The organism is Thauera aromatica K172, from assembly GCF_003030465.1.
GTDB lineage: Bacteria > Pseudomonadota > Gammaproteobacteria > Burkholderiales > Rhodocyclaceae > Thauera > Thauera aromatica.
Map to the genome: position 1 here is coordinate 3366652 of NZ_CP028339.1, position 24627 is coordinate 3391278.

General features: G+C 68.9%; 22 protein-coding genes. 17 read left to right on the forward strand and 5 right to left on the reverse strand.

What is annotated here, in order from left to right:
• Positions 1-755 precede the first annotated feature (755 nt).
• From Tharo_RS15825 to Tharo_RS15845, 5 genes are all read left to right on the forward strand, one after another.
• Entirely contained in the window at positions 756-1100 is a 345-nt protein-coding gene (locus Tharo_RS15825) for a hypothetical protein (RefSeq protein WP_107220705.1), read from the forward strand.
• A gap of 97 nt (positions 1101-1197) precedes the next feature.
• The gene (locus Tharo_RS15830; protein WP_107220706.1) at positions 1198-2649 is read left to right on the forward strand and encodes a DDE-type integrase/transposase/recombinase; all 1452 of its coding nucleotides are present in this window, start codon (positions 1198-1200) and stop codon (positions 2647-2649) included.
• Complete coding sequence (locus Tharo_RS15835) at positions 2646-3491, forward strand: ExeA family protein (RefSeq protein WP_107220707.1); 846 nt, start codon at positions 2646-2648, stop codon at positions 3489-3491. Before Tharo_RS15830 ends, Tharo_RS15835 begins: the two co-directional genes overlap by 4 nt.
• 19 nt (positions 3492-3510) lie before the next feature.
• The gene (locus tag Tharo_RS15840; RefSeq protein ID WP_107220708.1) at positions 3511-3738 is read left to right on the forward strand and encodes a hypothetical protein; all 228 of its coding nucleotides are present in this window, start codon (positions 3511-3513) and stop codon (positions 3736-3738) included.
• 210 nt (positions 3739-3948) lie between these two features.
• Positions 3949-4518, forward strand: coding sequence for a transposase (locus Tharo_RS15845; RefSeq protein ID WP_107222028.1), 570 nt, complete (start codon positions 3949-3951; stop codon positions 4516-4518).
• Positions 4519-4677: 159 nt separating this feature from the next.
• Here the strand turns inward: Tharo_RS15845 and Tharo_RS15850 are convergent, their stop codons facing one another.
• Entirely contained in the window at positions 4678-5436 is a 759-nt protein-coding gene (locus Tharo_RS15850) for a histidine phosphatase family protein (RefSeq protein ID WP_245880935.1), read from the reverse strand.
• Between the two features lie 194 nt (positions 5437-5630).
• Positions 5631-6881: an Eco57I restriction-modification methylase domain-containing protein gene (locus tag Tharo_RS15855; protein WP_107222030.1), complete on the reverse strand. Its 1251-nt coding sequence runs from the start codon at positions 6879-6881 to the stop codon at positions 5631-5633.
• A gap of 284 nt (positions 6882-7165) precedes the next feature.
• Here Tharo_RS15855 and Tharo_RS15860 point away from each other — a divergent pair, with 284 nt between their 5' ends.
• Complete coding sequence (locus Tharo_RS15860; RefSeq protein WP_107222031.1) at positions 7166-9982, forward strand: AMP-binding protein; 2817 nt, start codon at positions 7166-7168, stop codon at positions 9980-9982.
• A gap of 41 nt (positions 9983-10023) precedes the next feature.
• Here the strand turns inward: Tharo_RS15860 and Tharo_RS15865 are convergent, their stop codons facing one another.
• Positions 10024-12543 carry a patatin-like protein gene (locus Tharo_RS15865; RefSeq protein ID WP_107222032.1) on the reverse strand — a complete coding sequence of 840 codons (2520 nt, stop codon included), beginning with the start codon at positions 12541-12543 and terminating at the stop codon, positions 10024-10026.
• Positions 12544-12728: 185 nt separating this feature from the next.
• Here Tharo_RS15865 and cysK point away from each other — a divergent pair, with 185 nt between their 5' ends.
• Positions 12729-13706 carry a cysteine synthase A gene (gene cysK, locus Tharo_RS15870; protein WP_107222033.1) on the forward strand — a complete coding sequence of 326 codons (978 nt, stop codon included), beginning with the start codon at positions 12729-12731 and terminating at the stop codon, positions 13704-13706.
• A 21-nt stretch (positions 13707-13727) separates the two neighbouring features.
• Positions 13728-14108, forward strand: a complete 381-nt coding sequence (locus Tharo_RS15875) for a DUF488 domain-containing protein (protein ID WP_107222034.1) — start codon at positions 13728-13730, stop codon at positions 14106-14108.
• Positions 14109-14149: 41 nt separating this feature from the next.
• Here the strand turns inward: Tharo_RS15875 and Tharo_RS15880 are convergent, their stop codons facing one another.
• Positions 14150-15076 carry a ketopantoate reductase family protein gene (locus Tharo_RS15880; RefSeq protein WP_107222035.1) on the reverse strand — a complete coding sequence of 309 codons (927 nt, stop codon included), beginning with the start codon at positions 15074-15076 and terminating at the stop codon, positions 14150-14152.
• Between the two features lie 130 nt (positions 15077-15206).
• Between Tharo_RS15880 and Tharo_RS15885 the strand changes: the two genes are divergently transcribed.
• The 9 genes from Tharo_RS15885 (at position 15207) to Tharo_RS15925 (ending at position 23929) form a co-directional block, all read left to right on the forward strand.
• The gene (locus tag Tharo_RS15885) at positions 15207-15446 is read left to right on the forward strand and encodes a type II toxin-antitoxin system Phd/YefM family antitoxin (protein WP_107222036.1); all 240 of its coding nucleotides are present in this window, start codon (positions 15207-15209) and stop codon (positions 15444-15446) included.
• A gap of 29 nt (positions 15447-15475) precedes the next feature.
• The gene (locus Tharo_RS17990) at positions 15476-15724 is read left to right on the forward strand and encodes a hypothetical protein (protein ID WP_245880936.1); all 249 of its coding nucleotides are present in this window, start codon (positions 15476-15478) and stop codon (positions 15722-15724) included.
• A 141-nt stretch (positions 15725-15865) separates the two neighbouring features.
• The gene (locus Tharo_RS15895; protein ID WP_159051721.1) at positions 15866-17443 is read left to right on the forward strand and encodes a CHASE2 domain-containing protein; all 1578 of its coding nucleotides are present in this window, start codon (positions 15866-15868) and stop codon (positions 17441-17443) included.
• Entirely contained in the window at positions 17440-17793 is a 354-nt protein-coding gene (locus Tharo_RS15900) for a hypothetical protein (RefSeq protein ID WP_107222038.1), read from the forward strand. The genes Tharo_RS15895 and Tharo_RS15900 overlap by 4 nt, the downstream gene beginning before the upstream one ends.
• The gene (locus tag Tharo_RS15905; protein ID WP_107222039.1) at positions 17780-19423 is read left to right on the forward strand and encodes a M48 family metalloprotease; all 1644 of its coding nucleotides are present in this window, start codon (positions 17780-17782) and stop codon (positions 19421-19423) included. The genes Tharo_RS15900 and Tharo_RS15905 overlap by 14 nt, the downstream gene beginning before the upstream one ends.
• 59 nt (positions 19424-19482) lie before the next feature.
• The gene (locus Tharo_RS15910; protein ID WP_211309626.1) at positions 19483-20358 is read left to right on the forward strand and encodes an SH3 domain-containing protein; all 876 of its coding nucleotides are present in this window, start codon (positions 19483-19485) and stop codon (positions 20356-20358) included.
• A gap of 4 nt (positions 20359-20362) precedes the next feature.
• A complete protein-coding gene (locus tag Tharo_RS15915) occupies positions 20363-22243 on the forward strand; it encodes a hypothetical protein (RefSeq protein WP_107222041.1) in 1881 nt (626 codons plus the stop codon).
• A 5-nt stretch (positions 22244-22248) separates the two neighbouring features.
• Complete coding sequence (locus Tharo_RS15920) at positions 22249-23235, forward strand: hypothetical protein (RefSeq protein WP_159051722.1); 987 nt, start codon at positions 22249-22251, stop codon at positions 23233-23235.
• A 256-nt stretch (positions 23236-23491) separates the two neighbouring features.
• The gene (locus Tharo_RS15925) at positions 23492-23929 is read left to right on the forward strand and encodes a YchJ family protein (RefSeq protein WP_107222043.1); all 438 of its coding nucleotides are present in this window, start codon (positions 23492-23494) and stop codon (positions 23927-23929) included.
• A 28-nt stretch (positions 23930-23957) separates the two neighbouring features.
• Here the strand turns inward: Tharo_RS15925 and Tharo_RS15930 are convergent, their stop codons facing one another.
• Positions 23958-24611: an esterase/lipase family protein gene (locus Tharo_RS15930; protein WP_107222044.1), complete on the reverse strand. Its 654-nt coding sequence runs from the start codon at positions 24609-24611 to the stop codon at positions 23958-23960.
• Positions 24612-24627: the final 16 nt, after the last annotated feature.

Here is a 24627-nt window from a genome sequence, read left to right on the forward strand (position 1 = left end):
CCTCGCCGGAGAAGCGATGGGGCAACGTCCCCGGGATGACGCTGGCACCGCAAGCGCCGCTGGCGAGCCGGCGCAGAAGGCGCAGAAGGCGCAGAAGGCGCGACAACGGCACCGTAGGGGCGACCCGGCGGGTCGCCCCTACAACGTTCGACGACCGACCAGGCCGGTGCGGTAGCGCCCACTGTTCGGAACCCGAATCCATGCGGATTTAGCGTCGATTGCACGTTCCATCACATCAAGAACGAAGCCTTGCGTTAAAATGCCATTCGCGTAACCATAGCGCCCCTGCCCACGCCCGAAACGGCGCCTGCCGGCCTCGCCGGAGAAGCGACGGGGCAACGTCCCCGGGATGACGCTGGCACCGCAAGCGCCGCAGGTGGCCGCTGGCTGAGCACGGTCACCGCTGCTGATGCCTTTTCCCGGCGGAATGATCAAGCAGCGTGATGGCGGAGGGGGGATCCCCCTCAGGGAACTTGAACAAACGAACCCCTCGGGGGAGTCTCTGGTTACCAAGCCAAGAGACCGCTCAAGTGTGCCACGTTCAACTGCAGACGCACCCGTTTTTCCTCTTTCTGACTCGCCTCGATGAAGAACTCGCAGCCCAGGCACAGGCCGTGGGGTGTGCCTGTGGCGGCGCGCTCCATCGTGCCAACTATCCCCGCAAACCCCGGGGTTGCCCGACGCTGGCGATCCGCGAGGCGTTCTCGTCCCGGCTGAGCTTTTGCTGTAGTCGCTGCCGCCGGCGCACGACCTCGATGTCGGTGCGCTTCCTGGGCCGGCGCGTGTATCTGGGCTTGGTGGTGGTGCTGTGTTCTGCCCGGCATGCCGGGCAGAACACAGCGGCGGCGACGCTGTGTGAGGCGCTCGCGGTGCCGCTGCGCACCTTGCAGCGCTGGCGACGGTGGTGGCGTGAGGACTTCATGCACACCCCGCTGTGGCAGGTGATGTGCGCCCGCTTCATGCCGCCGGTGTCGGCCGAGCGGCTGCCGGGCGATCTGCTCGCACGCTTTGGCGGCGAGGCGGCCGAGGCGCTGCAGCGCCTGCTGTGCTTTCTGGCGCCGATCACGGTCCGCGCGGCCACGCTGGCCGAGGGGCGCTGATGTCCCGCAGAGGATGCGCATAGCCACCCAGGGCGAGGCTTCGTAGCCTGCACTCCCAGTGGCGTCACCCCCCGGTGCGCCCGAACCGGGAGTCCTCTTGAACACACCGACCGATCCCCCGCAACGCGATCGATGGGCGCGGCTGCGCTTCTCGATCATCGGCCCCTTGCTGGCCGCACCGCCCGCGCCGGGCGAGGTGCACGATGCGCTGGCCACGCTTGCCGCCCGCACCTGGCGCCATCCCATCAGCGCATTGGATGTACGCTTCGGGCTGTCGACGATCGAGCGCTGGTACTACGCCGCGCGCAGCGCCGCCGACCCGATCGCGGCGCTGCGCGACCGGCCACGCCCCCGGGGCCGCTTCGCGAGCCTGGCGCCGGGCGTCATCGACGCGCTGGTGCAGCAGTACCGCGAACACCCGGGCTGGACCGCGCAACTGCACCTGGACAATCTGCGCGTCGCGCTCAACGGCAGCGGACTATCCGTGCCGTCCTATCCGACGGTGCGTCGCTACCTCAAGGCCCGGGGGATGTTCCGTCAGGCGGCACCGAAGCGCACGAGCGTGGGCGCCGTGCTTGCCCGTGATCGGCTCGAGCAGCGCGAGGTGCGCAGCTTCGAGCTCGATCACGTGTCGGCGCTGTGGCATCTGGACTTCCACCACGGCGCGCGCCGCGTGCTCACCCGCGCGGGCACCTGGGAGAAGCCCTTCCTGCTGGGCATCGTGGACGACCGCTCACGCCTGGTCTGCCACCTGCAGTGGTACCTGGACGAGAGCGCGCAGAGCCTGGTCCATGGCCTGTCGCAGGCCTTCATGAAGCGCGGGCTGCCGCGCGCGCTGATGACCGACAACGGCGCGGCCATGCTCGCCGACGAGACGGTGTCGGGCTTGAGCCGGCTCGGGGTGCTGCACCAGACGACGCTGCCGTACTCGCCCTACCAGAACGCCAAACAGGAGTCCTTCTGGGGGCGCGTCGAGGGGCGGTTGATGCCCATGCTCGAGGGCGAGCCCGCGCTCACGCTGGAATTGCTCAATCAGGCGACCCAGGCCTGGGTCGAGCATGAGTATCACCGCACGCTGCACAGCGAGATCGGCGCGACACCGCTCGCACGCTATCTGGCCGGTCCCAACGTGCGCCGCGACTGTCCCACTCCCACGGTACTCGCCGACGCGTTCCGCATCGAGGTGCCACGACGCCAGCGGCGCGCCGACGGCACCGTGACCCTGCATGGGCGGCGCTTCGAGATCCCGTCGCGCTACCACGCGCTGGCCGTGGTGCACCTGCGCTATGCGCGCTGGGACCTGACCCGGGTCGATCTGGTCGATCCGCACACCGGCGCCGTGCTGTGCCCGATCACCCCACTCGACAAGTCGGCCAACGCCGAGCGCACGCGCCGGCCCCGCGCACCGACGGCGGTCGATCTGTCGCCGCTGCCGCCCTCGGGCATGGCGCCGCTGCTCACCCAGTTGCTCGCCGACTACGCCGCCACCGGCCTGCCGCCGGCCTATCTGCCTGCCCCCGCTTCCCCCACCGAACAGGATCTCGCATGAACACCAAACTGCTCGCCCTCTACGGGCTCAAGTGGCATCCCTTCACCACCGAGGTGCACACCGAGGCGATCCATGTGCCCGCGCGCCTCGAGCACTTCTGCTGGCGCATCGAGCAGGGCCTGATCGGCGAAGGGGGCTTTGCGATGATCCACGGTGACCCGGGCACCGGCAAAAGCGTGGCGCTGCGCCTGCTGGCCGAGCGCCTGGCCCGTATCCCCGATGTCACCGTCGGCGCGATCACGCACCCGCAGAGCAACCTTGCGGACTTCTATCGCGAGATGGGCGATCTCTTTGGCGTGCCGCTGCGCCCGCACAACCGCTGGGGCGGCTTCAAGGCGCTGCGCGAGGCGTGGTTCGCCCACCTGGAATCGACCCGGCGCCGCCCGGTGCTGCTCATCGACGAGGCCCAGGAGATGAGCCCGGCGGTGCTCTCGGAGTTGCGCCTGATGGCCAGCGCGAAGTTCGACTCGCAGTCGCTCCTGTGCGTGGTGCTCGCGGGCGATGCGCGCCTGCCCGAGAAGCTGCGCCGCGAGGAGCTCATCCCGCTGGGCTCGCGCATCCGCACCCGGCTCACCACCGAAGCGGCCAGTCGCGAGGACTTGCTCGCCTGCCTGCAGCATCTGGTGAGCGCGGCCGGCAACGCCAGCCTGATGAGCTCCACCCTCATGCACACGCTGTGCGATCACGCCGTCGGCAACTACCGCATCCTCACCACGATGGCCGCAGAGCTGCTCGCCGTGGCCGCACACCGCGACCTGCCTCAGCTCGACGAGAAGCTCTACCTCGACGTCTTTGCCCCACCCGAAACCGTCGCCCCGCGCCGGGCAGCGGCACGACGCTGACCGCCAACAGGAGACCCTCATGCACAACCCCTCCTCGAGCGCATCGCTGTCGTGGCCCCAACTGCCCGATGAGGTGGCTCTGGCCCTTCAGGGCGTACTCCACGACTTCGTCATCCTGTTCGAGTCCCACTACCTCGGCCAGATCGAACGCTACTACCGCGAGCGATCGCGCGCGCACCTCGCCCAGCCCGACTTCATCCAGCCTGACCTGTTCCGCTCGGCCAACCCGGACGACCCGCCGTTCTGAACCGCTCACCTTCAAGCAAAAACGCCGCCGGTCATCGTCACCGGGCGGCGTTTCCATCTGCCGATCGCCCTCTGCGGACCATCGCGATACGTGACCACCGGGACATCAAATCGGGTGATCACACTCAGCTGGCGAGCCGATGCGGAAGGCGCGGAAGGCGCAGACGATAAAGCTGGTGGACGATTTCGTGTTGTCGCAAGAGAACCGCCGATGACTTCTCCCCCCGATCTGCACCGCCGCAGCTTGCGCCTGCAAGGCTATGACTACGCGCAGGCCGGCGCGTATTTCGTGACCCTCTGCACGCGGGGTCGGGAATGTCTGTTCGGGGAAATCGTGGATGGGGCGATGCGGCCGAATGACGCGGGTAGCGTGGTCTCCGACGAATGGTTCAAGACCGCGCGAATCCGCGAGCACATCCGATTGAATGCCGATGAATTCGTGGTCATGCCCAACCACGTGCACGGCATCCTCTGGATCGTGGACGCAGGGGCGACCCGGCGGGTCGCCCCTACCCGACCGGGGCCGCGGCCTGCCGGTCCCGTGTCCGGATCGGTCGGCGCGATCATGGCCCAGTTCAAATCGGTCGTCACGAAACGGATCAACGCCCTGCGCGGCACCTCCGGCATGCAAGTCTGGCAGCGCAATTTTCACGAGCACATCATCCGCGACGACGACACCCTGAGCCGCATCCGGGAATACATCGTGAACAACCCCCTGCAATGGGCATTGGATCGGGAGAACCCGGCGAACGCTGGAGCAACCCGCAGGACGCAGGGGTAACGTCTGGCGTAGGGGTAACGTCCGGCGTAGGGGTAACGTCCGGCGTAGGGGTAACGTCCGGCGTAGGGGTAACGTCCGGCGTAGGGGTAACGTCCGGCGTAGGGGTAACGTCCGGCGTAGGGGTAACGTCCGGCGTAGGGGCGACCCGGCGGGTCGCCCCTACATCCGCTCGACCTGCAGGATGCGGCGGCGGCCGCGGTAGGCGGCGTGGAGCCCGTCGGCGTCGCGCCAGAAGAAGGCGGCCTCCAGGTAACGCGGCCAGCGCGACCCCCCGCGCGGGGGACCGACGAGGCGGGCGGCGGTGATCGCGAGCAGGATGTCGTGGGTGACGAAGACGTGCACCCCGGGCACCTCCGCCGCGGTGTCGAGCATGTGCGCCAGCAGGATGCGGGCGCCGTCGTCAGGCGCGCGGGTGCCGGGCAGGCCGGGGCCGCCTGCGGCCATGCGCGCCATGATCCCGGCGCTGCCCAGGGTCTCCCAGTTGTGGCGGGCGAGCGCGGCATCGACGACGTAGGCGCCGGGGTCGCCGAGGAAGCGGTCCTCGACCACCGTCCCTTCCGCCCCGGCCGCGGCGCGCAGCAATTCGGCGGTCTCCTGGCAGCGCTGCAGCGGACTGCTGTGCACGGTGCGCAGGCGCCCGCGCAGGGCCGCGCCGAAGCGGCGGGCGAGTTCCTCGCCGAGGGCATTGAGCGGATGGGCGTAGCCGATGTCGCCGGGCGCAAGTTCGTCGCGCACCGAATGGCGCAGCAGCACGCACACCGCACGGTCGGCCGGCAGGGTACGGAGCCAGCGCCAGGTGGAGCGGGGAATCGCCCCCTCCGGGGCGGTGGTGTCGCCAGCGGCGATACCGTGCACCTCTTGCGCGGCGCGCCGGTCGACGCCGGAGGCACGACGATGAAATCCGGTTTTAGCCGTCACCACGTTGCTTCGCCATGCTGTACTCCGTGAAGTTCCCCTACCGCAGGCCCCGCCCTGCCCGTCTGGGGGAGGCGACGTGGACGGACGACTCGCCATGCGGTCCCGTCCGCCGCAGGCCCCGCCCTGTCTTGCCTTTCCTTTCCTTTCCTTTCCTTGCCTTGCCTTGCCTTGCCTTGCCTTGCCTTGCCTTGCCTTCAGTGTGCCGGCAGGAAGGCGGCGAAGGCCGCCGGCAGCGGCGCGTGTTCCAGGCTGCGCTGGGTAAACAGGAAGCGTCCATCGCAGACGAAACCCAGATCGGCCCAGTCCACCGCGTTGAGCGCGGTGCAGAACGCCGCCAGATCGATGTCGGCGCGGCGCGGAAACACCGCCAGCACGGCGCCGTCGTAGTCGGTGCAGTCGTGGAGGAAAAACGGCTGCGCGACCCGCGTCTTGCCGTTCACATAGACCCGGGGCGCCGTGCTGCGGTGGTGCAGCCGCCCCCACATCCACCAGTTCGATTCGTCGAAGCGGGTCACCTTGCGCTGCAGCAGGCGGGCCTTGTGCGGCGCCAGCACGGCCGGCGGCGGCTCGCCCGGCTCGCTCCAGATCATGCGCCGGGTGCGCCCGCTGCTGACCGTCGACGAGCACACGAAGTCGCGGTTGCCATGGACCTCGTCGGCGTACAGCTCGTCCGCGCCCGACACCGCGCCGACCTTGACGAAGGCGAGCTCGGCCAGGCGCAGCGGGTAGTCGCCGCGGGCGAACATCAGGTGGCCGCCGCACTCGAGGAAATGGCGCGTCTGCCAGGCCGGCGCGGCGAGCGCGGCGTCGAGGTCGGCGCCGGTGCCGGTGCCGATCTCGCAGTAGCGCATCGTGCGCTCGGTGCAGTCCTTCTCGAAGCGCCAGATCAGGCAGTTCGGCAGCGCGTCGGGAAAGACGCGGGCGTCGCCGAGTTCGATCGCCTCGGTGATCGAGCCGGCCTCGTACAGCAGGCGGTTGAGCTTCACCGCCGAGGTCGCCTTGAGGAAGTCGCGCGGCGTGATGAAGATCAGCTCGCCGCCCGGGGCGAGCTGGCGCACGCACTTCTCGATGAAGAACAGGTAGAGGTTGGAGCGCCCGTCGAGACCGCGTCCGTGGCCGCCGCGTTCGATCAGCGCGCGGGTGGCGGGCGGGATGTCCTGGTAGCGCACGTAGGGCGGGTTGCCGATGATGGTGTCGAAGCGCTCGCCCTCGGGGTAGGCGAAGAAATCCATCGCCTGCGCTCCGGGCGGGCAGTGGTCGGCGTCCAGTTCGAGCCCGACCGCGCCCGGCAGGTAGCGCAGGAAGGCGCCGTCGCCGCAGGACGGCTCCAGCACCCGGCCGGCGTTGCGGCGCAGTGCCAGCATCGCGCGCACCACGCTGTCGGGGGTGAACACCTGGCCGAAGGCGGCGACGTCGCGCAGCCCGAGGGCGAGCTGGGCGCTCACCGGACGTCCCTCCTGCCGCTACGCAATCTCCTCTCCGGGGCAGGCGGGCACCCCCCTCCGGGCGGCCGTGCGGGCGCGCTCACGGCGCACCCCGCGGCCGGCGGCACGACGGGGAAGGGGAAGCAGGGGCGGGGCAGGATCATTTCGTCGCCAATCCGGTCTGATGCGGAAAAGGCAGCACGATAAGCGCAGCGGACCCGGGGTGCAATCCCGCGCTGCCGCCGCGGACCCGCGACCGGTCCTCTCCGCGTCATCGCCCCGGGGCCGCCAACCGGATACGGCCGATGTCGAGTTCTCTTCCCGCCCCTGAACAGCGCAAAGCCCCCGCCCCTTCCGCCGACGCACTGCTCGAACTGATCGATGCACTGGTACGCGAGTTGCAGCCGGGCAGCCGCCTGCAGGCCGGGCTCGACAGCGCGCTCGACCGCGACCTCGGCCTCGACAGCCTCGCCCGCGTCGAGTTGCTCGCCCGCGTCGAACGCCACTTCGCCGTCCGCCTCGCCGCCGAAACCCTGGGCACGTGCGAGACGCCGCGCCAGCTGCTGGGCGCCGTCGCACAGGCGGCGAGCGCCCCCCTGCCACCGCCTGCCGCCCCCGGCGCGCCCCTGCCGCCACCCGCGCCTGCGCACGGCGAGCCCGGCGCCGCCGCCACCTTGTTGCAGGTCCTCGGATGGCACGCCGGGCGCCATCCCGAGCGCGTGCACGTGACCTTCTACGACCGCGACGAGCGCACCGAGACCCTCACCTACGGCGAACTCGCCGACGCTGCCGGACACACCGCGGGCGCCCTGTTCGCGCTCGGCCTGCACGCCGGCGACCGGGTCGCCCTGATGCTGCCTTCGGGGCTGGATTTTTTCCGCGCCTTCTTCGGCATCCTCAGCGCCGGCATGGTGCCGGTGCCGATCTATCCGCCGGCGCGCCCGAGCCAGCTCGAGGACCACCTCCACCGCCAGGCCGCGATCCTGCGCAACTGCGAGGCCCGCGCATTGATCACCTTCGAGCGCGTGCGCCCGCTGGCACGCATGCTCGCCGGCCTCGCGCCGGCCCTCGCCCGCGTGGCGACCCCCGCCGAGCTGGCCGCGGCGCCCGCAGTCCGTCCGCTGCCGGCGAGCGCGGGCGAGCTCGCCCTGATCCAGTACACCTCCGGCTCCACCGGCGAGCCGAAGGGGGTCATGCTGACCCACGCCAACCTGCTCGCCAACATCCGCGCCTGGGGCACGGTCGCCGCCCTGAGCCCCCGCGACGTCTGCGTGAGCTGGCTGCCGCTGTACCACGACATGGGCCTGATCGGCACCTGGATGGGCAGCCTCTACTACGCCTGCCCGCTGGTGCTGATGTCGCCGCTCGATTTCCTCGCCCATCCCGAGCGCTGGCTGTGGGCGATCCACCACCACCGCGGCACGGTGGCCGCGGCCCCGAACTTCGCCTTCGAGCTGTGTGCCAAGCGCCTCGCCGGCGCAGCCCTCGATGGCCTCGACCTGTCGTGCTGGCGGCTTGCCGCCAACGGTGCCGAGCCGGTCAACCCCGATACCCTGCAGCGTTTCGCCGCCACCTTCGCCCCCTACGGCCTGCCGGCCACCACCGTCACTCCGGTGTACGGCCTCGCCGAATGCGCGGTCGGTCTGTGCGTGTCGCCGCCCGGACGGGGCGCCGTCATCGACCGCGTCGAGCGCGCTGCGCTGCATCTCGGCGGTGACGCCGTGCCCACCGCCGCCGACGGCGAGGCCCTGCGCTTCGTCTGCTGCGGACCGCCGCTGCCCGCTCATGAAGTGCGCATCGTCGATGGCGCCGGCCATGTCCTCCCCGAGCGCAAGGTCGGCCACCTGGAGTTCCGCGGCCCGTCGGCGACCGCCGGCTATTACCGCAACCCGGCGGCGAGCGCGGCGCTGTTCGACGACGGCTGGCTCGTCACCGGCGACCACGCCTACCTTGCCGACGGCGAACTCTATGTCACCGGGCGCGCCAAGGAGGTGATCATCCGCGCCGGGCGCAACCTCTATCCCTACGACCTCGAGCAGGCGATCGGCGCGCTGTCCGGAGTGCGCAAGGGCTGTGTCGCGGTGTTCGGGGTCAGCACCGACGGCGGCGAAGAGCGCCTGATCGTCATCGCCGAGACCGTCGTCGACGATGCCGGCGCCCGCCACCGCCTGCAGCGGCAGATCGTCGCCGCGGCGCTGGCCGAATTCGACCTCGCCCCGGACGCGGTGATCCTCGCCCCGCCGCACACGGTGCTGAAAACCTCGAGCGGCAAGATCCGCCGCGCAGCGCTGCGCGAGGCCTACCTCCGCGGCCGTCTCGGCACCCCGCTCCGCCCGCCGTGGCTGCAGCTGCTGCGCCTGCAGCTGGCCAGCACCCGCGCGCGGCTGCGCCGCCACCTGCAGGCCACTCCTGCGGTCGTGCGCGCAGCCTGGATGTGGGCCATGTTCGCGGCGCTGGCGCCGCTCGCGGTGGCGGCGATCCTGCTGCTACCGCGACTCGACCAGCGGTGGACGGCGATCCACCGCCTCGCCCGCCTGTGCCAGCGCCTGTGCGGCTGCCCGCTGCGGGTCGAAGGCCTGGTCCACCTTCCCGCCGCCCCCTGCATCCTCGTCGCCAACCATGCCAGCTACATCGACGGGCTGGTGCTCGTCGCCGCCCTGCCGCAGCCGGTGCGCTTCGTCGCCAAGGCCGAGCTCGCCGGCAACCGCGTACTGGGTCCGCTCTTCGCCCGCATGGATACCTGCTTCGTCAATCGCGTCGACTCCCGCCAGAGCGTGGAAGACATCCGCCGCCTCGGCGCCCTCGCAAGCACCGGCGCACCGCTGCTGTTCTTCGCCGAAGGCACGTTCACCGCGCAGGAAGGGCTGCGCGAGTTCCGCCTCGGCGCCTTCCAGAGCGCTATCGAGCAGGCCCTGGCGGTGGTTCCGGTCGCCCTCGCCGGCACCCGCCGGGTATTGCGCGACGGCAGCTGGCGGCCGCAGCCGGGCGCGCTCGCGGTCACCGTCTACCCGCCGCTGGCGCCGGCGGGCGAGGACTGGCACGCCCTGCTCGCCCTGCGCGATGCCACGCGGACATCGATCCTCGCCCACTGCGGCGAAGTCGACGCCGCGGCACCGCGCTGAAGCGCCCGGCCAAGGCGGCATCAGCGCGGGTACGGCCCGGTTCACAGCGCCGCCACCGCGGCCGTCACCCGGGCGATCAGCTCGGGAACGCCCTGCAGCCGCACCGCCTCCTCGGCCAGGATCGCCTCGAACGCGCGCTTCTTGAACGCCCGCAGTTCGCCCTCGGCGAGCCCGCCGTTGCCCGGGAGGGCGCCGGCGACGAGGTCGATGAGGCGGTCGGCGGCGTGCAGCCGCCCCCACAGGTAGTCGTTTTCGCGCGCCTTGCGGCTGAGGAAGCCGCCGAAGTTGCCGAACGAGGTGCCGAACAGCACCGCCTGCCCCTGCCCGACATCGGCCAGGGTGGTCGCATCCTCGGGGCTGATGCGGTCGATCAGCACCTCTTCGAGCGGCCCGGTGCCGAGCGCGAGCGCGCCGAGCGCGGGGCGCAGGATCACGTCCCAGTAGAAGTAGCCGAGGTAGGCAGTGAGCAGCTGGCGCCGGCAGCTGGCGTCGATGCGCTGCACCCGCGGCGAGGCCAGCGCCCGATCCATGTTGGCGTTCGATTCGGCGATCCCGCACTCGTCGCCGAGGCGCTCGATCAGGGCACCGAGCGTCTGACCATGCTGGAGCACGAAATCCTGCACTGCGCTGCCACCGAACTCGCCCGCGTCCGGGGCCCCGGGGTGGAGCAGCGCGCGCGCCGCGGTGGCGGTCACCTCGTCGATGAAGTCGCTGCCGTCGTAGATCGCCAGCCCGTCGAGGCATTCGTGGATTTCCGCCTTCACCGCGTCGAGCGTGCCCGGGCTGGTGGCGCAATACGTATCGAGCGGCAGGTACTGGTACAGCGCGTTGAGCTCGTGGAGCACGAAGTTGATCCGCCGCCGCTTGTACTCGATGCCGAAGCGGATGACCATGCGTGCGAAGCGCGGCATGTCGGCGTTCCCGTACACCTCGTCGGGGATGCGGTACTCGGTGCACAGCACGCCGTTGCACGCCGCCCATTCCTCCACCACCAGCTGCAGCCAGCGCGCCGCCGGCGATTCCTGGGAATAGCCGCACAGCTTGCGCAGCAGGCCGGCGACGAAATCGAGCGCCTCCAGCACCAGCGCCCGCCACCAGGCGTTGTAGACGAGCGTGGAAGTGGCCAGCAGGTTGGTCGAAGTGAGGCGCCAGTGGCGCAGCTCGTCGAGCGTGTAGTGCCCGCCCAGGGCACCGGCGGTCGCCTGCTCGACCAGCGCCTCGACCTGCGGACGGGTTTCCACGATCGTCGCCTTGAGACGGCGGATCTGGCGGTTGTAGCGGCTGATCTCGGCCAGTTCGCTGTGCACCGGCTGCTGCCGGGGCAGGTCCGACAGCGCGCCGCGCAAGGTCTCGAACCACCCCGGCACGGCCCCGGCGCCGGCTTCACGCCCGGTCTCGCGCCCGTACTGCGGGGCGGCGTGCGGATCGATGAAGATCAGCCGCCGGTCCACTTCGCGGAACGCCCGGTGCAGGCGGATGTGGCGTGCCGCCGCCATGATCGGCTTGTTGTCGAGCACGCTGCCGTCGAGCAGCACCAGCTCTTCCGGGTTCATGCCCTGCTCGCGGTAATGGCCGAAGTTGCGCTCGAGGAAGCGTTCGCGCGTCGGCCACGCCATTCCGCGTGCCGCCAGCAGGGCATCCATCTCCGCCATCCGCGCGGGCGGAAAGGCGCCGGGATAGGATGCCGAGGCGCGCGCGGCAAACGCGAGCGAAGGCGCGTTGTCGAGGCCGAAGTCGCTTTCGATCACGCCGCTCTTGCGGTGTTCGCAGGCGAACTGCAGGACGTGGCGGTGCTCGCGCTCGCGCAGCAGCGGCGGATCGTGGGTGAAGATCGTCCGGTCGATGCCGTGGTAGTCGGTGACCGTCACCGCCAGCGACAACTGAGTGCCCGACGGCAGCAGCGAGCGCGGCGCCCCGCCGGGCATTTCTTCCATCGCCAGCAGGCCATCGAGCAGCACTGCACTGAGCCGGGCGCCGTCGAGCGGCGGGTTGAACCAGCGCGAACGCACGAAGCTCAGCACGCGCTCGGCCATCTCGTGGTCGGCGGTGACGGGCAGCATGCCTTCGCGCCGCAGCCACGACAGCATCGGCCGCAGCAGGGGGCGGAAATACCACTTGTTCCAGGCCTTGGGGCGCGCCTCGGGAGCGATCAGGCGCTGCATGTCGGCTTCTTCCAGCCACAGCGTGGTCAATGTCTCCAGGCTCAGATCGTGGGCGATCGCGCGCGCCAGCGCGATGCCGTTGACCGCGCCCGCAGAGGAGCCCGAGACGACGTCGACCAGCACGCGCAGATCGACCACCCGCCCCAGACGCTTGAGGAGATCGAAGTACACTTCCGCGCTCAGGGCGTCAGTCTCGTCTCCGGCGCCGCGTCCGGTACGGTCGCGGGCGTGGGCGAACACATGCGTCGCCGCCTGTTTGGCGGCGACGCTGTCGGTGTCGTGGTAGGCCTTCGACGCACGCGCGAGATTGAGCACCTCGCGGTTGATGCCGTGCTGGTAGATCGCGAGCGACACCCCGCCGAACAGCACCAGCGCCAGACGGAGTTCCTTTTCCTTCATCGTCGGTCGGCCTCCACTTCCACCGGGGAACGCCCTTAAGCTCGCACCCGCTCCGGGCGGCGTCAAGCGCCCTTTCCCGGTCCCTTTCCCGGTCCCGGGCCGCCAGCGGCAAACTCCTGCCGCCCCCGCCCCGTGTTTGCCTATACTTCGATCACCTCCGCCAACAACATCACAAGGAAGCCCGCATGTCCACCTGGTATCCCGACAACGCGCAATCCATCGGCCGCACCCCGCTGGTACGCCTGAACCGCATCCTCGACGGCGCCCAGGCCACCGTCCTGGCCAAGATCGAGGGCCGCAACCCGGCCTACTCGGTGAAGTGCCGCATCGGCGCCGCCATGGTGCAGGACGCCGAAGCCCGCGGTCTGCTCGGCCCCGGCAAGGAGATCGTCGAGCCCACCAGCGGCAACACCGGCATCGCGCTCGCCTTCGTCTGCGCGGCGAAGGGCATCCCGCTGACCCTGACCATGCCCGAGACGATGAGCATCGAGCGGCGCAAGCTGCTGGTCGCCTTCGGCGCCAAGCTGGTGCTGACCGAAGGCGCCAAGGGCATGAACGGCGCGATCGCCAAGGCGCAGGAGATCGTCGCTTCCGACCCCGGACGCTACGTGCTGCTGCAGCAGTTCGAGAACCCGGCCAACCCGGCGATCCACGAAACCACCACCGGCCCCGAAATCTGGAACGACACCGACGGCGCGATCGACATTCTGGTATCGGGCGTCGGCACCGGCGGCACCATCACCGGCGTGTCGCGCTACATCAAGCGTACGCGCGACAAGGCGATCCGCTCGATCGCAGTGGAGCCGGCGGCCAGCCCGGTGCTGAGCCAGACCCTCGCCGGCGAGCCGCTCAAGCCCGGACCGCACAAGATCCAGGGGCTGGGCGCGGGCTTCGTGCCCAAGGTGCTCGACCTGTCGCTGGTCGACGGCGTCGAGCAGGTGAGCAACGAGGAAGCGGTCGAATACGCCCTGCGCCTCGCCCGCGAGGAAGGCATCCTGTCGGGCATCTCCTGCGGCGCCGCGGTCGCCGCCGCGGCCCGCCTGGCGCGCCTGCCGGAAAACGCGGGCAAGATCATCGTCGTGATCCTGCCCGACTCGGGCGAACGCTACCTCAGCTCGATCCTGTTCGAAGGCCTGTTCGACACCAGCGGGCTGGCGATCTGAGCCCACGGCACGGGCCGGCACATGCCGATCCTGGTCAAACGCATCCATGACGCCGCCGCCCCCGGCGACGGCTGTCGCGTGCTGGTGGACCGGTTGTGGCCGCGCGGGCTGACGAAAGCGCGCGCAGCCGTCGACCTGTGGCTGCGCGAGCTCGCCCCGTCGACCGCGCTGCGCCAGTGGTTCGGCCACGACCCGACGCGCTGGGACGAATTCCGCCGCCGCTACGCCGCCGAGCTCGATGGCGACGGACCGGCGCCAGCGCTGGCGCAGCTGCGCGAACTGCGCGCCCGCCACCCAGTCCTGACCCTGCTCTACGCCGCCCGCGACCCCGAGCACAACAACGCGGTCGCGCTACGCGCCTGGCTCGAGGCGGCGGACGACGACAGCGCCGCGGCGCCATGAGCGCCGGCCGGCCTTCACCCGGCCGTTGTCCACGCACCGGATCAGTGCGGGCGTTGCAGGCGAGCGTCCGCCGATGTCGTCGCGCGCCCCTCGAGCAGCTTCACCAGCGCATGCAGCGTGCGGTTGACCGGCGTCGCCACCCCCTGCGCCGCGCCGCGGCGGACCACGTAGCCGTTGAGGTGGTCGATCTCGCTCGGCTTGCCGCGCGCGAGGTCCTGCGCGGTCGATGAAGTCTGCGTCGGCATCGTGCGCGCGATCGCCTCCACCGCCGCCCACATCCCGTCCGGCACGACGACGCCGTCGCCCTGCGCCACCGCCAGGCATTCGGCCACCGCGTCGCGCATCATGCCCTCGACGCCCTCGCCCTGCACCAGCCGCCCGTAGGGCAGCTGGGTGATCGCGGAGAGCGCGTTGTAGGCGCAGTTGAGGATCAGCTTCGCCCACAGCGCACCGGCGACGTTGTCCGAGACCTCGACCGCCACCCCGGCGCCGCCGAACAGCGCGACCAGCTCGGCGGCCGCGGCCAGCGGGCCAATCACCAGCTCGCCGCGGCCGTGGTGGCGCAGGTGGCCGGGCCCGGCCATCTCGGTCGCGACATACACCACCGCCGGCCCGACCTCGCGGCCGAGCCGCGCCTGCAACCGGGCGGCGTTGTCGACACCGTTCTGCAGGCTCAGCACGATCGCCTCCGGCGCCAGATGCGGCGCGATCTGCGCCGCAGCCGCCTCGGTATCGGTCGACTTCACGCACACCAGCACCAGGCGCGCGCCACGCACCGCCTCGGCCTCGGTGCTCGCACCGATCGGCACGCACCCGCGGAAGGTGGCCATCTCCATCCGCAGGCCGTCGCGCCGTATCGCCTCGACATGCCGGGCGCGCCCGATCAGCACCACCTCGTGGCCAGCACGCGCCAGCATCCCGCCATAGAAGCAGCCGACCGCGCCGGCGCCCATCACTGCGATCTTCATGTCCTCCGCCTCCACCAATCCAAAAATTCGATCCGTCTGCGCCCGAAGCATATCGGCACCACGCCGGCGGTGCACCTCGGGGTCCGACTGAGCTAGGCTAAGCCTTGGTCCACTCCGGCCGGAGCCAAGCATGCAGGTCGTCAACATCCATGAAGCCAGGACCCATCTGTCGCGCTTGCTCGAATCGATCGAACGCGGCGAGGAAGTCGTCATTGCGCGTGCAGGCCGCCCCGTTGCCACGCTGACCGCCTATCGTCCGGTGCGCCGCAAGCTTGCTGCACCGGGAAGCATGAAAGGCCGCGACTGGCGGATGGCCGACGATTTCGATGCGCCGGTCGATGAGCTGTTTTCCTGCCTGCAACAACCGTAGGGCGAAACCGGCGTCCCCGGAGCCGCCCGGTGAGGCTGCTGCTCAGCACGCATTTCGCCTTCTGGTGGCAGACCGGCGACCCACGCATCACCGAAGAAATCCGTGCTTTGGTGGAATCTGACCATGCGCAAGCTGTTCGTCGGCGCAACACGGGCGACGATGAAGCAGATCATGGTGGCGTCAGCGCGGACGAGCACAACCCTGATCTGATACGCGCGCAAGCGGTCGGCTGGACATTCAATTGTAAAATATGCCACACGGCTAGTGTCGCAACTTAATATAGCTATTCATTCATGGCATCATCCTGAAACAAGACGTTACTGACCGAACTGCAAGCAAACATGCATCAACCGTCGCCGGCAGAGCCCAGCGCCCACGGGGCTGCTGACGACTCCAGTACACCGCCTTCCAGGCTGTGCATGCAGCGACTGCTATTCTGCATCGAGCCGTTCGAGACACTGGCCGCGGCCAGTTGGGGTTGGCGACTCACCGGACTCTCGATCTCTTTCCTGTTGCTGGTTGGCGTCTCGTTCGCGCTGCTTTCATTGGCCGACAGGATCAATGCGTCGGGCATGGTCATCACACGCTTCATGGCACGTAGCCAGGCGCCGTTAACCGCACACTTTTACCCCCCGGCAGCACGGAATCAAATCACCGTGCTGATGTACGATCCGGCCTTCCTCGATAGCAGCCGCAGCAACTGGCCCATTCCTTACGGCGATCACGCCGACTGGCTGCTTCGCATCAGCAGCAACCCCAATGCCCGCCCGCGCGCCATCATGGTCGACGTCACCTTTGGCCAGGAACGCGACGACCCGACCCTGCCTCAGTTGCAGGAAGCGCTATGCACCATCCAGAACGACTACGGCGTGCCGGTCTTCCTCGCCGCACTGGCCTCGGTCAACGATGGCGCGCTGTATGTGCGCAAGGGCCTGTCGCCAACACATCCGACGGATGGACGCACCTGCTTCACGCTGGTCGATGTGGGCTACGAAGCCGACCCGCTCGATCGCCTGGTCTGGAATTACCCGATGACCCGGCATCTCGGCCCCAACGGTTGGCTGGACGGTGCAGCCGCCAACGACACCACACCCACGCTGCGCAGCGCCGCAATGCGCATCGCGCAAGATGCGGCCGGGCTCAACCTGGGCGTCACAACGCCGCCAATGGCCCTGGTCTGGGGTCTGCGCACACCCGACCTGAGCATGCGTCCAGCGTTGCTCAATTACTGCCGCGAAGGCATCACGCAGTGGTCGCGACTGGTACCCGGCGTCGTCAGAGACGTGTTCTCGAACGAGCCGAGCGGGTCGATCTGCCCGTATCACACCACCCTGTCGATGAGCCAGGTCGCCAGCCTGGAAGAGGACGTCCTCAGGCCCTTGCTGGCCAACCGCTTCGTCATGGTGGGCGCCTTCGTGCCGGGCTACAACGACCTCATCAACGCCCCCATCCACGGCCTCATCCCGGGCATCTACATGCACGCGATGGCGCTGGACAACTTGCTGACCTACGGCGATCACTACAAGCTTTCCACCGACTGGGCGGATCTGTGGACGACCCCGGAGCTGATCAAGGCCGCGTTGGCGGCGGTTGCAGCCATCTACGTCGTACACCTGGCCTGGTCTCTCGCTCGTCGCCGCCTGCTCGCGTGGCAGACCTTCATGGACTGGCGCACCAGCATTCCCGGGCTGGCGTGGTACGAGCGCAAACACTCCTTGTCACGTCGTACCCTCAAACTGTTGCTGGACATGCTGGCCTGGCTGCTGAAGCGCATGGCGCAGACTGCCGCCGCACTGTTGCTGGTGGCCTACCTGCAAAGCGAATTCCGCATCGGCATGCTGCCGGTGGTGGAGCTTGTGACCATGACGCTGGTTGCCGAGGGCCTCGATGCCATGGCGCGCATCCGGCGTTTCATCAGCGGTGAGGATGACAAGCCCGCGTCCACGCCAGCGTCACCCGACATCACGCAAGAACAAGCAAAGAAGGAGTCCGCATGAAGTTCGCAAACGTTCTGCTTGCCGGCCTGCTCGCCCTGGCCAGCCCTGCGCTGCTGGCACAAGAGGCGATCGTGGGCGCCAGTCCAAGCTCACGCACCGCACTGGACCTTTATGCGCAACCCGGTGGCACACCCAGCGGCACTGTGGCGCTGTCCGAGCTTGCGCTGCCCCTCACTGTGATCGCGTCACAGTCGGGTTACCACAAGATCGATGTTGCCGGACAGGAAGCCTGGATCAAGGGCGCCCAGGTGCGCATCAAGCGCAACTCGCAAGCCAGCTGCGCCGGGAAGATCAGCCAATTCACGACCACCGGGTCGATTGCCGGAGCGGGTGGCGATGCGTGCAAGTAAACCCGCCTGCAAGCCGCTGCGGCTCCTCCTTGCCGCCAGCCTGTGCGTGGGCGCGCTGACGGCCTGTCAGTCCGTGCCACAGACCCTGGCCGGGATCCCGTTGGTGGGCGAAATCGTCGCGCCGCCGCTGGCGCCCACCGCCGATCTCCCGCCGCCCGCCGAACGGATCTGGCCAGATTCTGCACAGGACGTGCTGAACCAACGCGCGCGCGGCTACGGCCTAGCACACATGCCCGAATTGCAGCAGTACCTCGACGACCTGCTGTCGCGCATCAAGACCCGTGCTGGCGTGCCCGCATGGCCGGGCAAGGTGTACATCCTGGCAACCCCTGCACTCGAGGCCTATGCAACGGCTGCAGGCAACATCTATCTGTCGCCGAGTTGGGTTTCCGAAGCTCAGAGCGAGGACGAACTCGTCGCCCTGCTCAGCCACGAATTCGGCCACGCTTACCTGCACTACCATCAGCTCGAGGGTGCGGTGCAGGATTCGGACCAGGTCGCCCAATACGCCGCGCTAGGCGTGGCGCTTGCAAAGAAAACCGGCCAGGCAACGGGCTGGAACCAGGTCGACAGCCTTATGACCGCCTACACGATGGGTCGGGCGCTGACGACCGCAGCCTGGGGTCGCGGCCAGGAGTCCGCCGCGGACGCCTTTGGCCTCAACCTGAGCCTGAAACTGGGCTATTCCTACGAACACGGCATGAAGGTATTCCTCGAGCGCCTGGCCTCATGGGAAGAGAGCAATGCCGAGCGACAGGCAGCGATCAAGGTGCAGCTGCTTGAGCAGGTCAGGCAGGACGCGAGCCAGCAGGCGCTGAAAAAGCAGGGCAGCGCCCCGGACAATCAGCTTGGCACCGCGATGGCTCAGCCCCTGGCGGACCTGAACGCGGGCATCGCCGGCGCACTGTTCCAGGGTGCAGACGCGGCAAAGAGCATCATTGACGCCACCACGAGCACGCACCCGCAAATCCTTGCGCGCCTCGATGCTGTCGCCAAGGCCGCAGAATCCCTGCCGGACGACATCGCAAACCGCGACGCCACCACCGACGCCCTGCTGCGCGCGCAGCGTGACAAACGCACCGCCACGCTGTTCAAGCACTACCAGCTGGCCGCCCAAGCGATGTCCGACCCCGCCGCGCCCGACGCCCTCAAGCTGGCCCGGCAGGCAGCCAGCGGCCCGAGCGCCCGTCACGCACTGCCCTTGCTCGCCCTGTATCGTTCCCAGCAGGCCGAACCGGCCACCGGCAAACGACGCAAGGACGACGCTGCCGCCAACCTGCTCGATGCGAACCTCAAATCCGATATGGATCGCGCCTGGGTGGTGTACGTGGAACGCAGCACCCAGCTCGAAGCGAGTGGCCAACGCAAAGTAGCGACCCGCGTCATGGACGAAGGCCTGTCCTACTTCGACCAGGCGGGCGACGTCTGGCCGCAGGCGATCGAGTTCTACGGCCAGACGGCCGGCTGGGACCAGGCCAAGAAAATGGCCCAGACGTGTAACGAACGCTTCAGGTCCATGGCCGCAGCCTGTACCAACGCTGCGGCAACGCCCCAGGAACGCGCAGAAAACACGCGCAAGTCGGAAGAAAAAGGTGAACAGCTCGTCAACAAGCTTCTGAAGAAGAACTGACCCCGAATCCACTTGCAACACCCCTCCTTTCATTCGAGAGACACCCGATGAAAACGAACATGAAGCTGACTGTCCTGGCCGTCGCAACCTGCGTCGGCCTGAGCACCGGCTGCGCCAACATGTCGCAGAACGCCTACCTGAACAACGAGAACATCGGCACCGTCGTCGGCGCTGCAGCGGGCGTGCTGATCGGCAGCCAGGTCGGCAAGGGCAGTGGCCGCACCGCCGCCATGCTGGTCGGCGCACTGGCTGGCGGCATGCTGGGCAAGAGCATCGGCGCCAGCCTGGACGAGCGTGATCGTCAGGCGCTGGCGGCGCAAAGCCAGCAGGTGCTCGACGCCACCCAAGACGGCCAGGTGACGACCTGGCGTTCCGAGCATAGCGGCGCGACGGCACAGATCACGCCGGTGTCGACCGAAACCTTCACCCGCCCGGTTGCCGTGAAGCGCACGGCCAAGGTGCAGTCGGTCAGCAACCTGCAGATGCTCAACAAGCCTTACCGCGCCATCAAGAGCGCCAACGTGCGCAGCGCGCCCGACGCCAACGCCGAGAAAGTCGGCGGTCTCGCCGCCGGCAGCACCTTCACCGCGATCGGCCGCACCGACAACAACTGGATTGCCGTCGGCCGTCGCGGCGTGACGGTCGGTTATGTTCATGCCCCGCTGGTCGCACCCGCGCCCGTGGTCCAGCAGGCCGCCAAGGCCACGACCGGCGCGCCCAAAGCCGCCGACACCGCGACCGACCTCGATGCACTCGATGTCGCCAGTGCGCAGGACCAGGGCTTCGACCTCGACAGCGCCCCGGTGGTGGAAGACAAGGTTGCGGCGACGACAACCTGCCGCACCCTGCAATACACCGTGAATGCGGGCGGCAAGAGCGACAAGCAGGACGTCAAAGCCTGCCAAGCCGCCGACGGCGCATGGGAGCTGAGCTAAGACGATGAAAATCAAGACCCTTCCCCTCCTCAGCCTGCTCGCACTGAGCGTCTCGGCCATGGCGGCAGACTCCGCGCACCGACTGGCGTTTTCGAAAGCCGAGAACCTTGAAGTGTTCGTGGATCACGCAGCCGGCCAGCCGTGGTGCGGCCCGGCGCTGAAACTGCGCTTCGCGTTCGGCGGTGCACCCAACCAGGATGCCGTCGAGCGCCTGATGCCGCGCCTGGGCGGCCTGCTGGGCAAGGAGTGCCCGGATGCGAGCACGGCCACCTGGCGCAGCACCGACGCCAGCGGCGCGCAACTGGCCAGCGGCACCTCGGCCAAGAGCAACGGCTGGGTCGTGGAGGCTCGGGCTGCACCGGCCGCACCGGCCGCAGTCGCGGCGGCACCTGTGCCTGTGGCAGCGCCCGCGCCTTCGGCCAGCGCCGCTGCCACAAGCGCCCACGCTCCGACGGCTAATGCGCCTGCAACCCCCAGCACCCCGGCGCCGACACCTGTCGCCACAGCACCCGTTCCGGCCGTCGCCACCCTAGCGGTCGCCGCGGCACCAGCGCCCACGCCCGTTGCCGCGCCTGCCGAGCCAGCACCGCCTGCCGCGGTGCCCCCTGCGGCGGCACCGCGGCCTGACTTCACCGTGGCCGGCTGGAAGCCGCCGCGTGAAGACGACGCCCTGGCGGCCGCCAGCTTCCTGACCATCCTGCAGGACCAGACGGGCTGCCGCTACCGCCTCGCCTACAAGCCGGATGTCGCGCCGGAGTTCCTGCGTGTCGAGGCACAAGGCCCGACTTGCGGCCGCGACGGCTTCGCCACCGGCATGGGTTCGCTGTCCATCATGCGCAGCGACGGCGTTCAGCTGAAGCGCATCAAGGCCAACTTCCATCGTGGCTTGCCGATTGTGGACGGCAACTCGGCCTGGCCGGTGGTGGGCTTCGACGACGAGCGCAACATGCTGGTGTCGCTGGGCAGCGACGCTGCCCAGGGCGTTCACCACCTGGCCCAGTTGCCACTGGTCAGCCATGACGGCACCTGGCACGCTCCCAGCCTGTTCACTATCGCCATCACGGAAAAGATCGACCTCTTCCGCGACATCGACAGCATCCGCGCGGTGGTGATGGCGCCGGTCGCGGCGGTCGAACAGCAGGGCATCCGCACCAACTCGCTCCGCGTCTATGCAATGCGCAACTTCGAGCAAGGCCTGCTGAAGGCGCAGCGCAACGACTGGCTGTACGAGGTCGTGATGCAGCGCAACTGGCGCAGCAAGGAAATGGGCTTCGACCCCAACCGCGCCACCAACCACCTGTTCAACTTCGAACGCCGCCAGGCCGAGATCGCCCAGCGCGAAGCCGCCGAACGCGAGCGCGCCGAAATGCGCCAGCGCCAGCAGATCGCGATGCAGGCCGAAAACGAGCTGCAGCTGTATCGCTCGTTGGAAGAACAGGTCCGCAACCCGCAGCAGCTGATGGCCAGCCTGGTCCATGGCATCAACCCGGACTCGGACTACAGCGCGCTGATGAGCGGGCGCCAGAAAGAAGTGCGGCTCATCGTCCGCGTCAGCAGCACCAACGACGAGGGCGGGCGCCTGGACTACCCCTACGACGCGCAGATGAGCACCTTGAACGGGGAGAAGCTGTCGAAGGGCTGGTACCTGATGTCGGGCACCGCCAAGCTCGACCCGCAGATGCTGGATGAACAGAAGCTGCCGCTGACGCGTTTCTCGCCGCAATCGCTGGTGGCGTGCGAAAAGGACGGCTGCGCCGACCTGCGCGATCCGGTCAAGCTGACGCGCCACCGTCTTGGACGCCAGGACTGGACTCCCGAGGATGCGATGGAAAAAGTCCGCAGTGTGTGGCCTGAGCGCTACGCCCAAGCCGGCAAACAGGAATGAACACCATGCAGAAAAACATCAAGATCATCGCGCCGGCTGCGGTCGCAGTCGTCGTCGCCGGCTACTTCGGGCTCGGGGCCTATGCCAGCAGCCAGGCCGAAAAGGACATCGAGGACTGGCTCTACGACAACAACCTGAGCGGCAAGGTGCGCTGGGACTCGGTCAGCTCGACACCCTTCGGCGGCACGGTCACCCTGAAAGGGGTCAGGATCGAAGAGAAGAACCCGCTTGTCGGCAACATCGAAGTCGACATTGCGCGGGTGGAGATTTCCGATTTCGAGAATGAGCGTGACCGCAAGCGCATCAAGCTCGACCTGGCCGACGTTGCCCTGTCCGACACCCTCAAGGGGCCGGGCAACCTGCCCCTGAAGGGCCTGCTGCATGCCAGCGGCCGCACTGAAATCGGCGCATTCGATACGCGCGTCGATGCCGACTACGACGTCAAGGCCGGCGATCTCAGCCTGCAGTACAGCATCACGGTGCCGGAGCTGCTGTCGGCCGACACCCGCATCGAGCTGAAGAACCTGCCTGACATGGAATCCATCGCTTCCACGGTAGCAGCGGGCATGGGCGGATTTGGCGGCGGCCCTCTGGCGATGCTTGGGGAACTGGAAAGCGTGGAGATTGGCAAGAGTTCCTTCACCGTACGCGACCTGGGCTACTTCAAGCGTCGCAGCCTGATCGAGCAGCGCCACAAATATGCGCTCGACCCGATGAAGGGTGATGCCGACAAGCAGCGCAAGGCCGCATTCGAGGCCGACGTGGAACGTCAGCAGCGCGGCTGCGAACAGGAGCTCGGCAAACTGCTGCCCTCGGCAAAAGACGCGTGCGAGGCATGGATCGACCTCGCCAACGGCAAGGGCGAAGGCGCAAAGGTGGCCATCGCTCCCGAACGCCAGGTGCGCGTCAGCGACATCAGCCGTCTGTTCATGGCGCCCGAACAGGCCGGCCCCATGATCAAGCGCCTGCAGCTCGAGGTGGACAGCCTTTGAGCAACCCAACCCCGCGCCGTGCGCATGCCAGGTGTCCCTGAAGAAACGACGATGCGTTACAAAGTGAATGGCAGTGCCGAGATGACCGACACGTCATTGGTGCGAGCGCGCGGCGTTAGGCGACGCCGTGTTGCGAGCCCGTCTCTGAGAACAGAGGCCGTCACTCCGCGCTTGAAGAGCGAGAGCGTTTTCGCTACTCGGCCCGGGTGACGCCGAATGTATTCTTCTCCCTCTCCCCTCCGGCAGCTTGCCCAACGTGAAAAAACGCTCCCCCTCCCCCGCCGCAACGGACTGCCCCTGCGCCAGCGGCCGCCCGCTGGCCGACTGCTGCGGCCGCTACCACGCCGGCGAGGCGGCGCCCGGCGCCGCGGCGCTGATGCGCTCGCGCTATACGGCCTACGTGCTCGGCAACGAAGCGTACCTGCTCGCTACCTGGCACGCGACGACGCGGCCGGCCAGCCTGGAACTCGACGCCGGGGACACGCCGCAGTGGCTGGGCCTCGAAGTGCGGAGTCACGAGACGAGCGGCGCGGACGCGGCGACGGTGGAGTTCGTGGCGCGCTACAAGGTCGGCGGACGCGCCCACCGGCTGCACGAAACGAGCCGCTTCGTGCTCGACGGCGGGCGCTGGTATTACGTGGACGGCGTGCTCCACGAAGCGCCGCCGGCCGGCGCGCAGACGCGGAGGCGGTGAAGCCGATCACGGAGTGGAGCGACACAAGTCAGGCCGGCGGGGCCCCCGCCGCGCGGTGGTCGAACGCGCCCGTCAGGAGGAAATGCTGCGCCTGCTCGAGGCAGATCCGCGACACCAGCATCTGGCTGTGGGTGACCGGGAGCACGATGTGGTCGCGCGCGCCCGGCCAGCGCGTCTCGCTGACCGCGACCATGCCGTCGTTCGGGGTCGGCAGGCCGGGCAGCAGGCGGCCGCTGCCGAGCGGCCGGTTGCCGGCGATCGTGCCGATGTCGACCGCGGCGTCCACCTGCGGCAGGGGGCGCGCCAGCCACTGCGCCAGTCCGCGCCCGACCAGCCCGCGCAGAACCGGCAGCCGCAGCAGCACCGCCGCGCTGTGCGAGCCCTGGCAGGGTGCGCCGAGCAGCACCGCGCGCGCCACCTGCGGCGGACGCCGGCGGGCGAGCATGTCGAGCACGACCAGGCCGCCCAGGCTGTGGCCGAGCAGATGCACCGGCGTTTCCCCCAGCGCGGCGACGAACTCGGCCAGCGCGTCGGCCGCCCCGTCCAGCGTCCCGCGCACCGAGCGATAGGAAAACGCATGGCTGCGCCAGCCCCGCCGCTGCAGACGCCGGCGCTGCAAGGTGAACACCCAGCCGTGCATCCACAGCCCGTGCACCAACACGATGTCGCCCGGCGCCGTCATCGCCCCTTTCCCGGCG

Excerpts from the sequence above, each read along its gene's own strand:
- Tharo_RS15840 (WP_107220708.1), top strand. The coding sequence starts at position 3,511 with ATGCACAACCCCTCCTCGAGCGCATCGCTGTCGTGGCCCCAACTGCCC.
- Tharo_RS15885 (WP_107222036.1), top strand. The coding sequence starts at position 15,207 with ATGCAGGTCGTCAACATCCATGAAGCCAGGACCCATCTGTCGCGCTTG.
- Tharo_RS15845 (WP_107222028.1), top strand. The coding sequence starts at position 3,949 with ATGACTTCTCCCCCCGATCTGCACCGCCGCAGCTTGCGCCTGCAAGGC.
- Tharo_RS15895 (WP_159051721.1), top strand. The coding sequence starts at position 15,866 with ATGCAGCGACTGCTATTCTGCATCGAGCCGTTCGAGACACTGGCCGCG.
- Tharo_RS15875 (WP_107222034.1), top strand. The coding sequence starts at position 13,728 with ATGCCGATCCTGGTCAAACGCATCCATGACGCCGCCGCCCCCGGCGAC.
- Tharo_RS15900 (WP_107222038.1), top strand. The coding sequence starts at position 17,440 with ATGAAGTTCGCAAACGTTCTGCTTGCCGGCCTGCTCGCCCTGGCCAGC.
- Tharo_RS15905 (WP_107222039.1), top strand. The coding sequence starts at position 17,780 with ATGCGTGCAAGTAAACCCGCCTGCAAGCCGCTGCGGCTCCTCCTTGCC.
- cysK (WP_107222033.1), top strand. The coding sequence starts at position 12,729 with ATGTCCACCTGGTATCCCGACAACGCGCAATCCATCGGCCGCACCCCG.
- Tharo_RS15880 (WP_107222035.1), bottom strand. The coding sequence starts at position 15,076 with ATGAAGATCGCAGTGATGGGCGCCGGCGCGGTCGGCTGCTTCTATGGC.
- Tharo_RS15920 (WP_159051722.1), top strand. The coding sequence starts at position 22,249 with ATGCAGAAAAACATCAAGATCATCGCGCCGGCTGCGGTCGCAGTCGTC.
- Tharo_RS15930 (WP_107222044.1), bottom strand. The coding sequence starts at position 24,611 with ATGACGGCGCCGGGCGACATCGTGTTGGTGCACGGGCTGTGGATGCAC.
- Tharo_RS15860 (WP_107222031.1), top strand. The coding sequence starts at position 7,166 with ATGTCGAGTTCTCTTCCCGCCCCTGAACAGCGCAAAGCCCCCGCCCCT.
- Tharo_RS15835 (WP_107220707.1), top strand. The coding sequence starts at position 2,646 with ATGAACACCAAACTGCTCGCCCTCTACGGGCTCAAGTGGCATCCCTTC.
- Tharo_RS15825 (WP_107220705.1), top strand. The coding sequence starts at position 756 with ATGTCGGTGCGCTTCCTGGGCCGGCGCGTGTATCTGGGCTTGGTGGTG.
- Tharo_RS15865 (WP_107222032.1), bottom strand. The coding sequence starts at position 12,543 with ATGAAGGAAAAGGAACTCCGTCTGGCGCTGGTGCTGTTCGGCGGGGTG.
- Tharo_RS15915 (WP_107222041.1), top strand. The coding sequence starts at position 20,363 with ATGAAAATCAAGACCCTTCCCCTCCTCAGCCTGCTCGCACTGAGCGTC.
- Tharo_RS15910 (WP_211309626.1), top strand. The coding sequence starts at position 19,483 with ATGAAGCTGACTGTCCTGGCCGTCGCAACCTGCGTCGGCCTGAGCACC.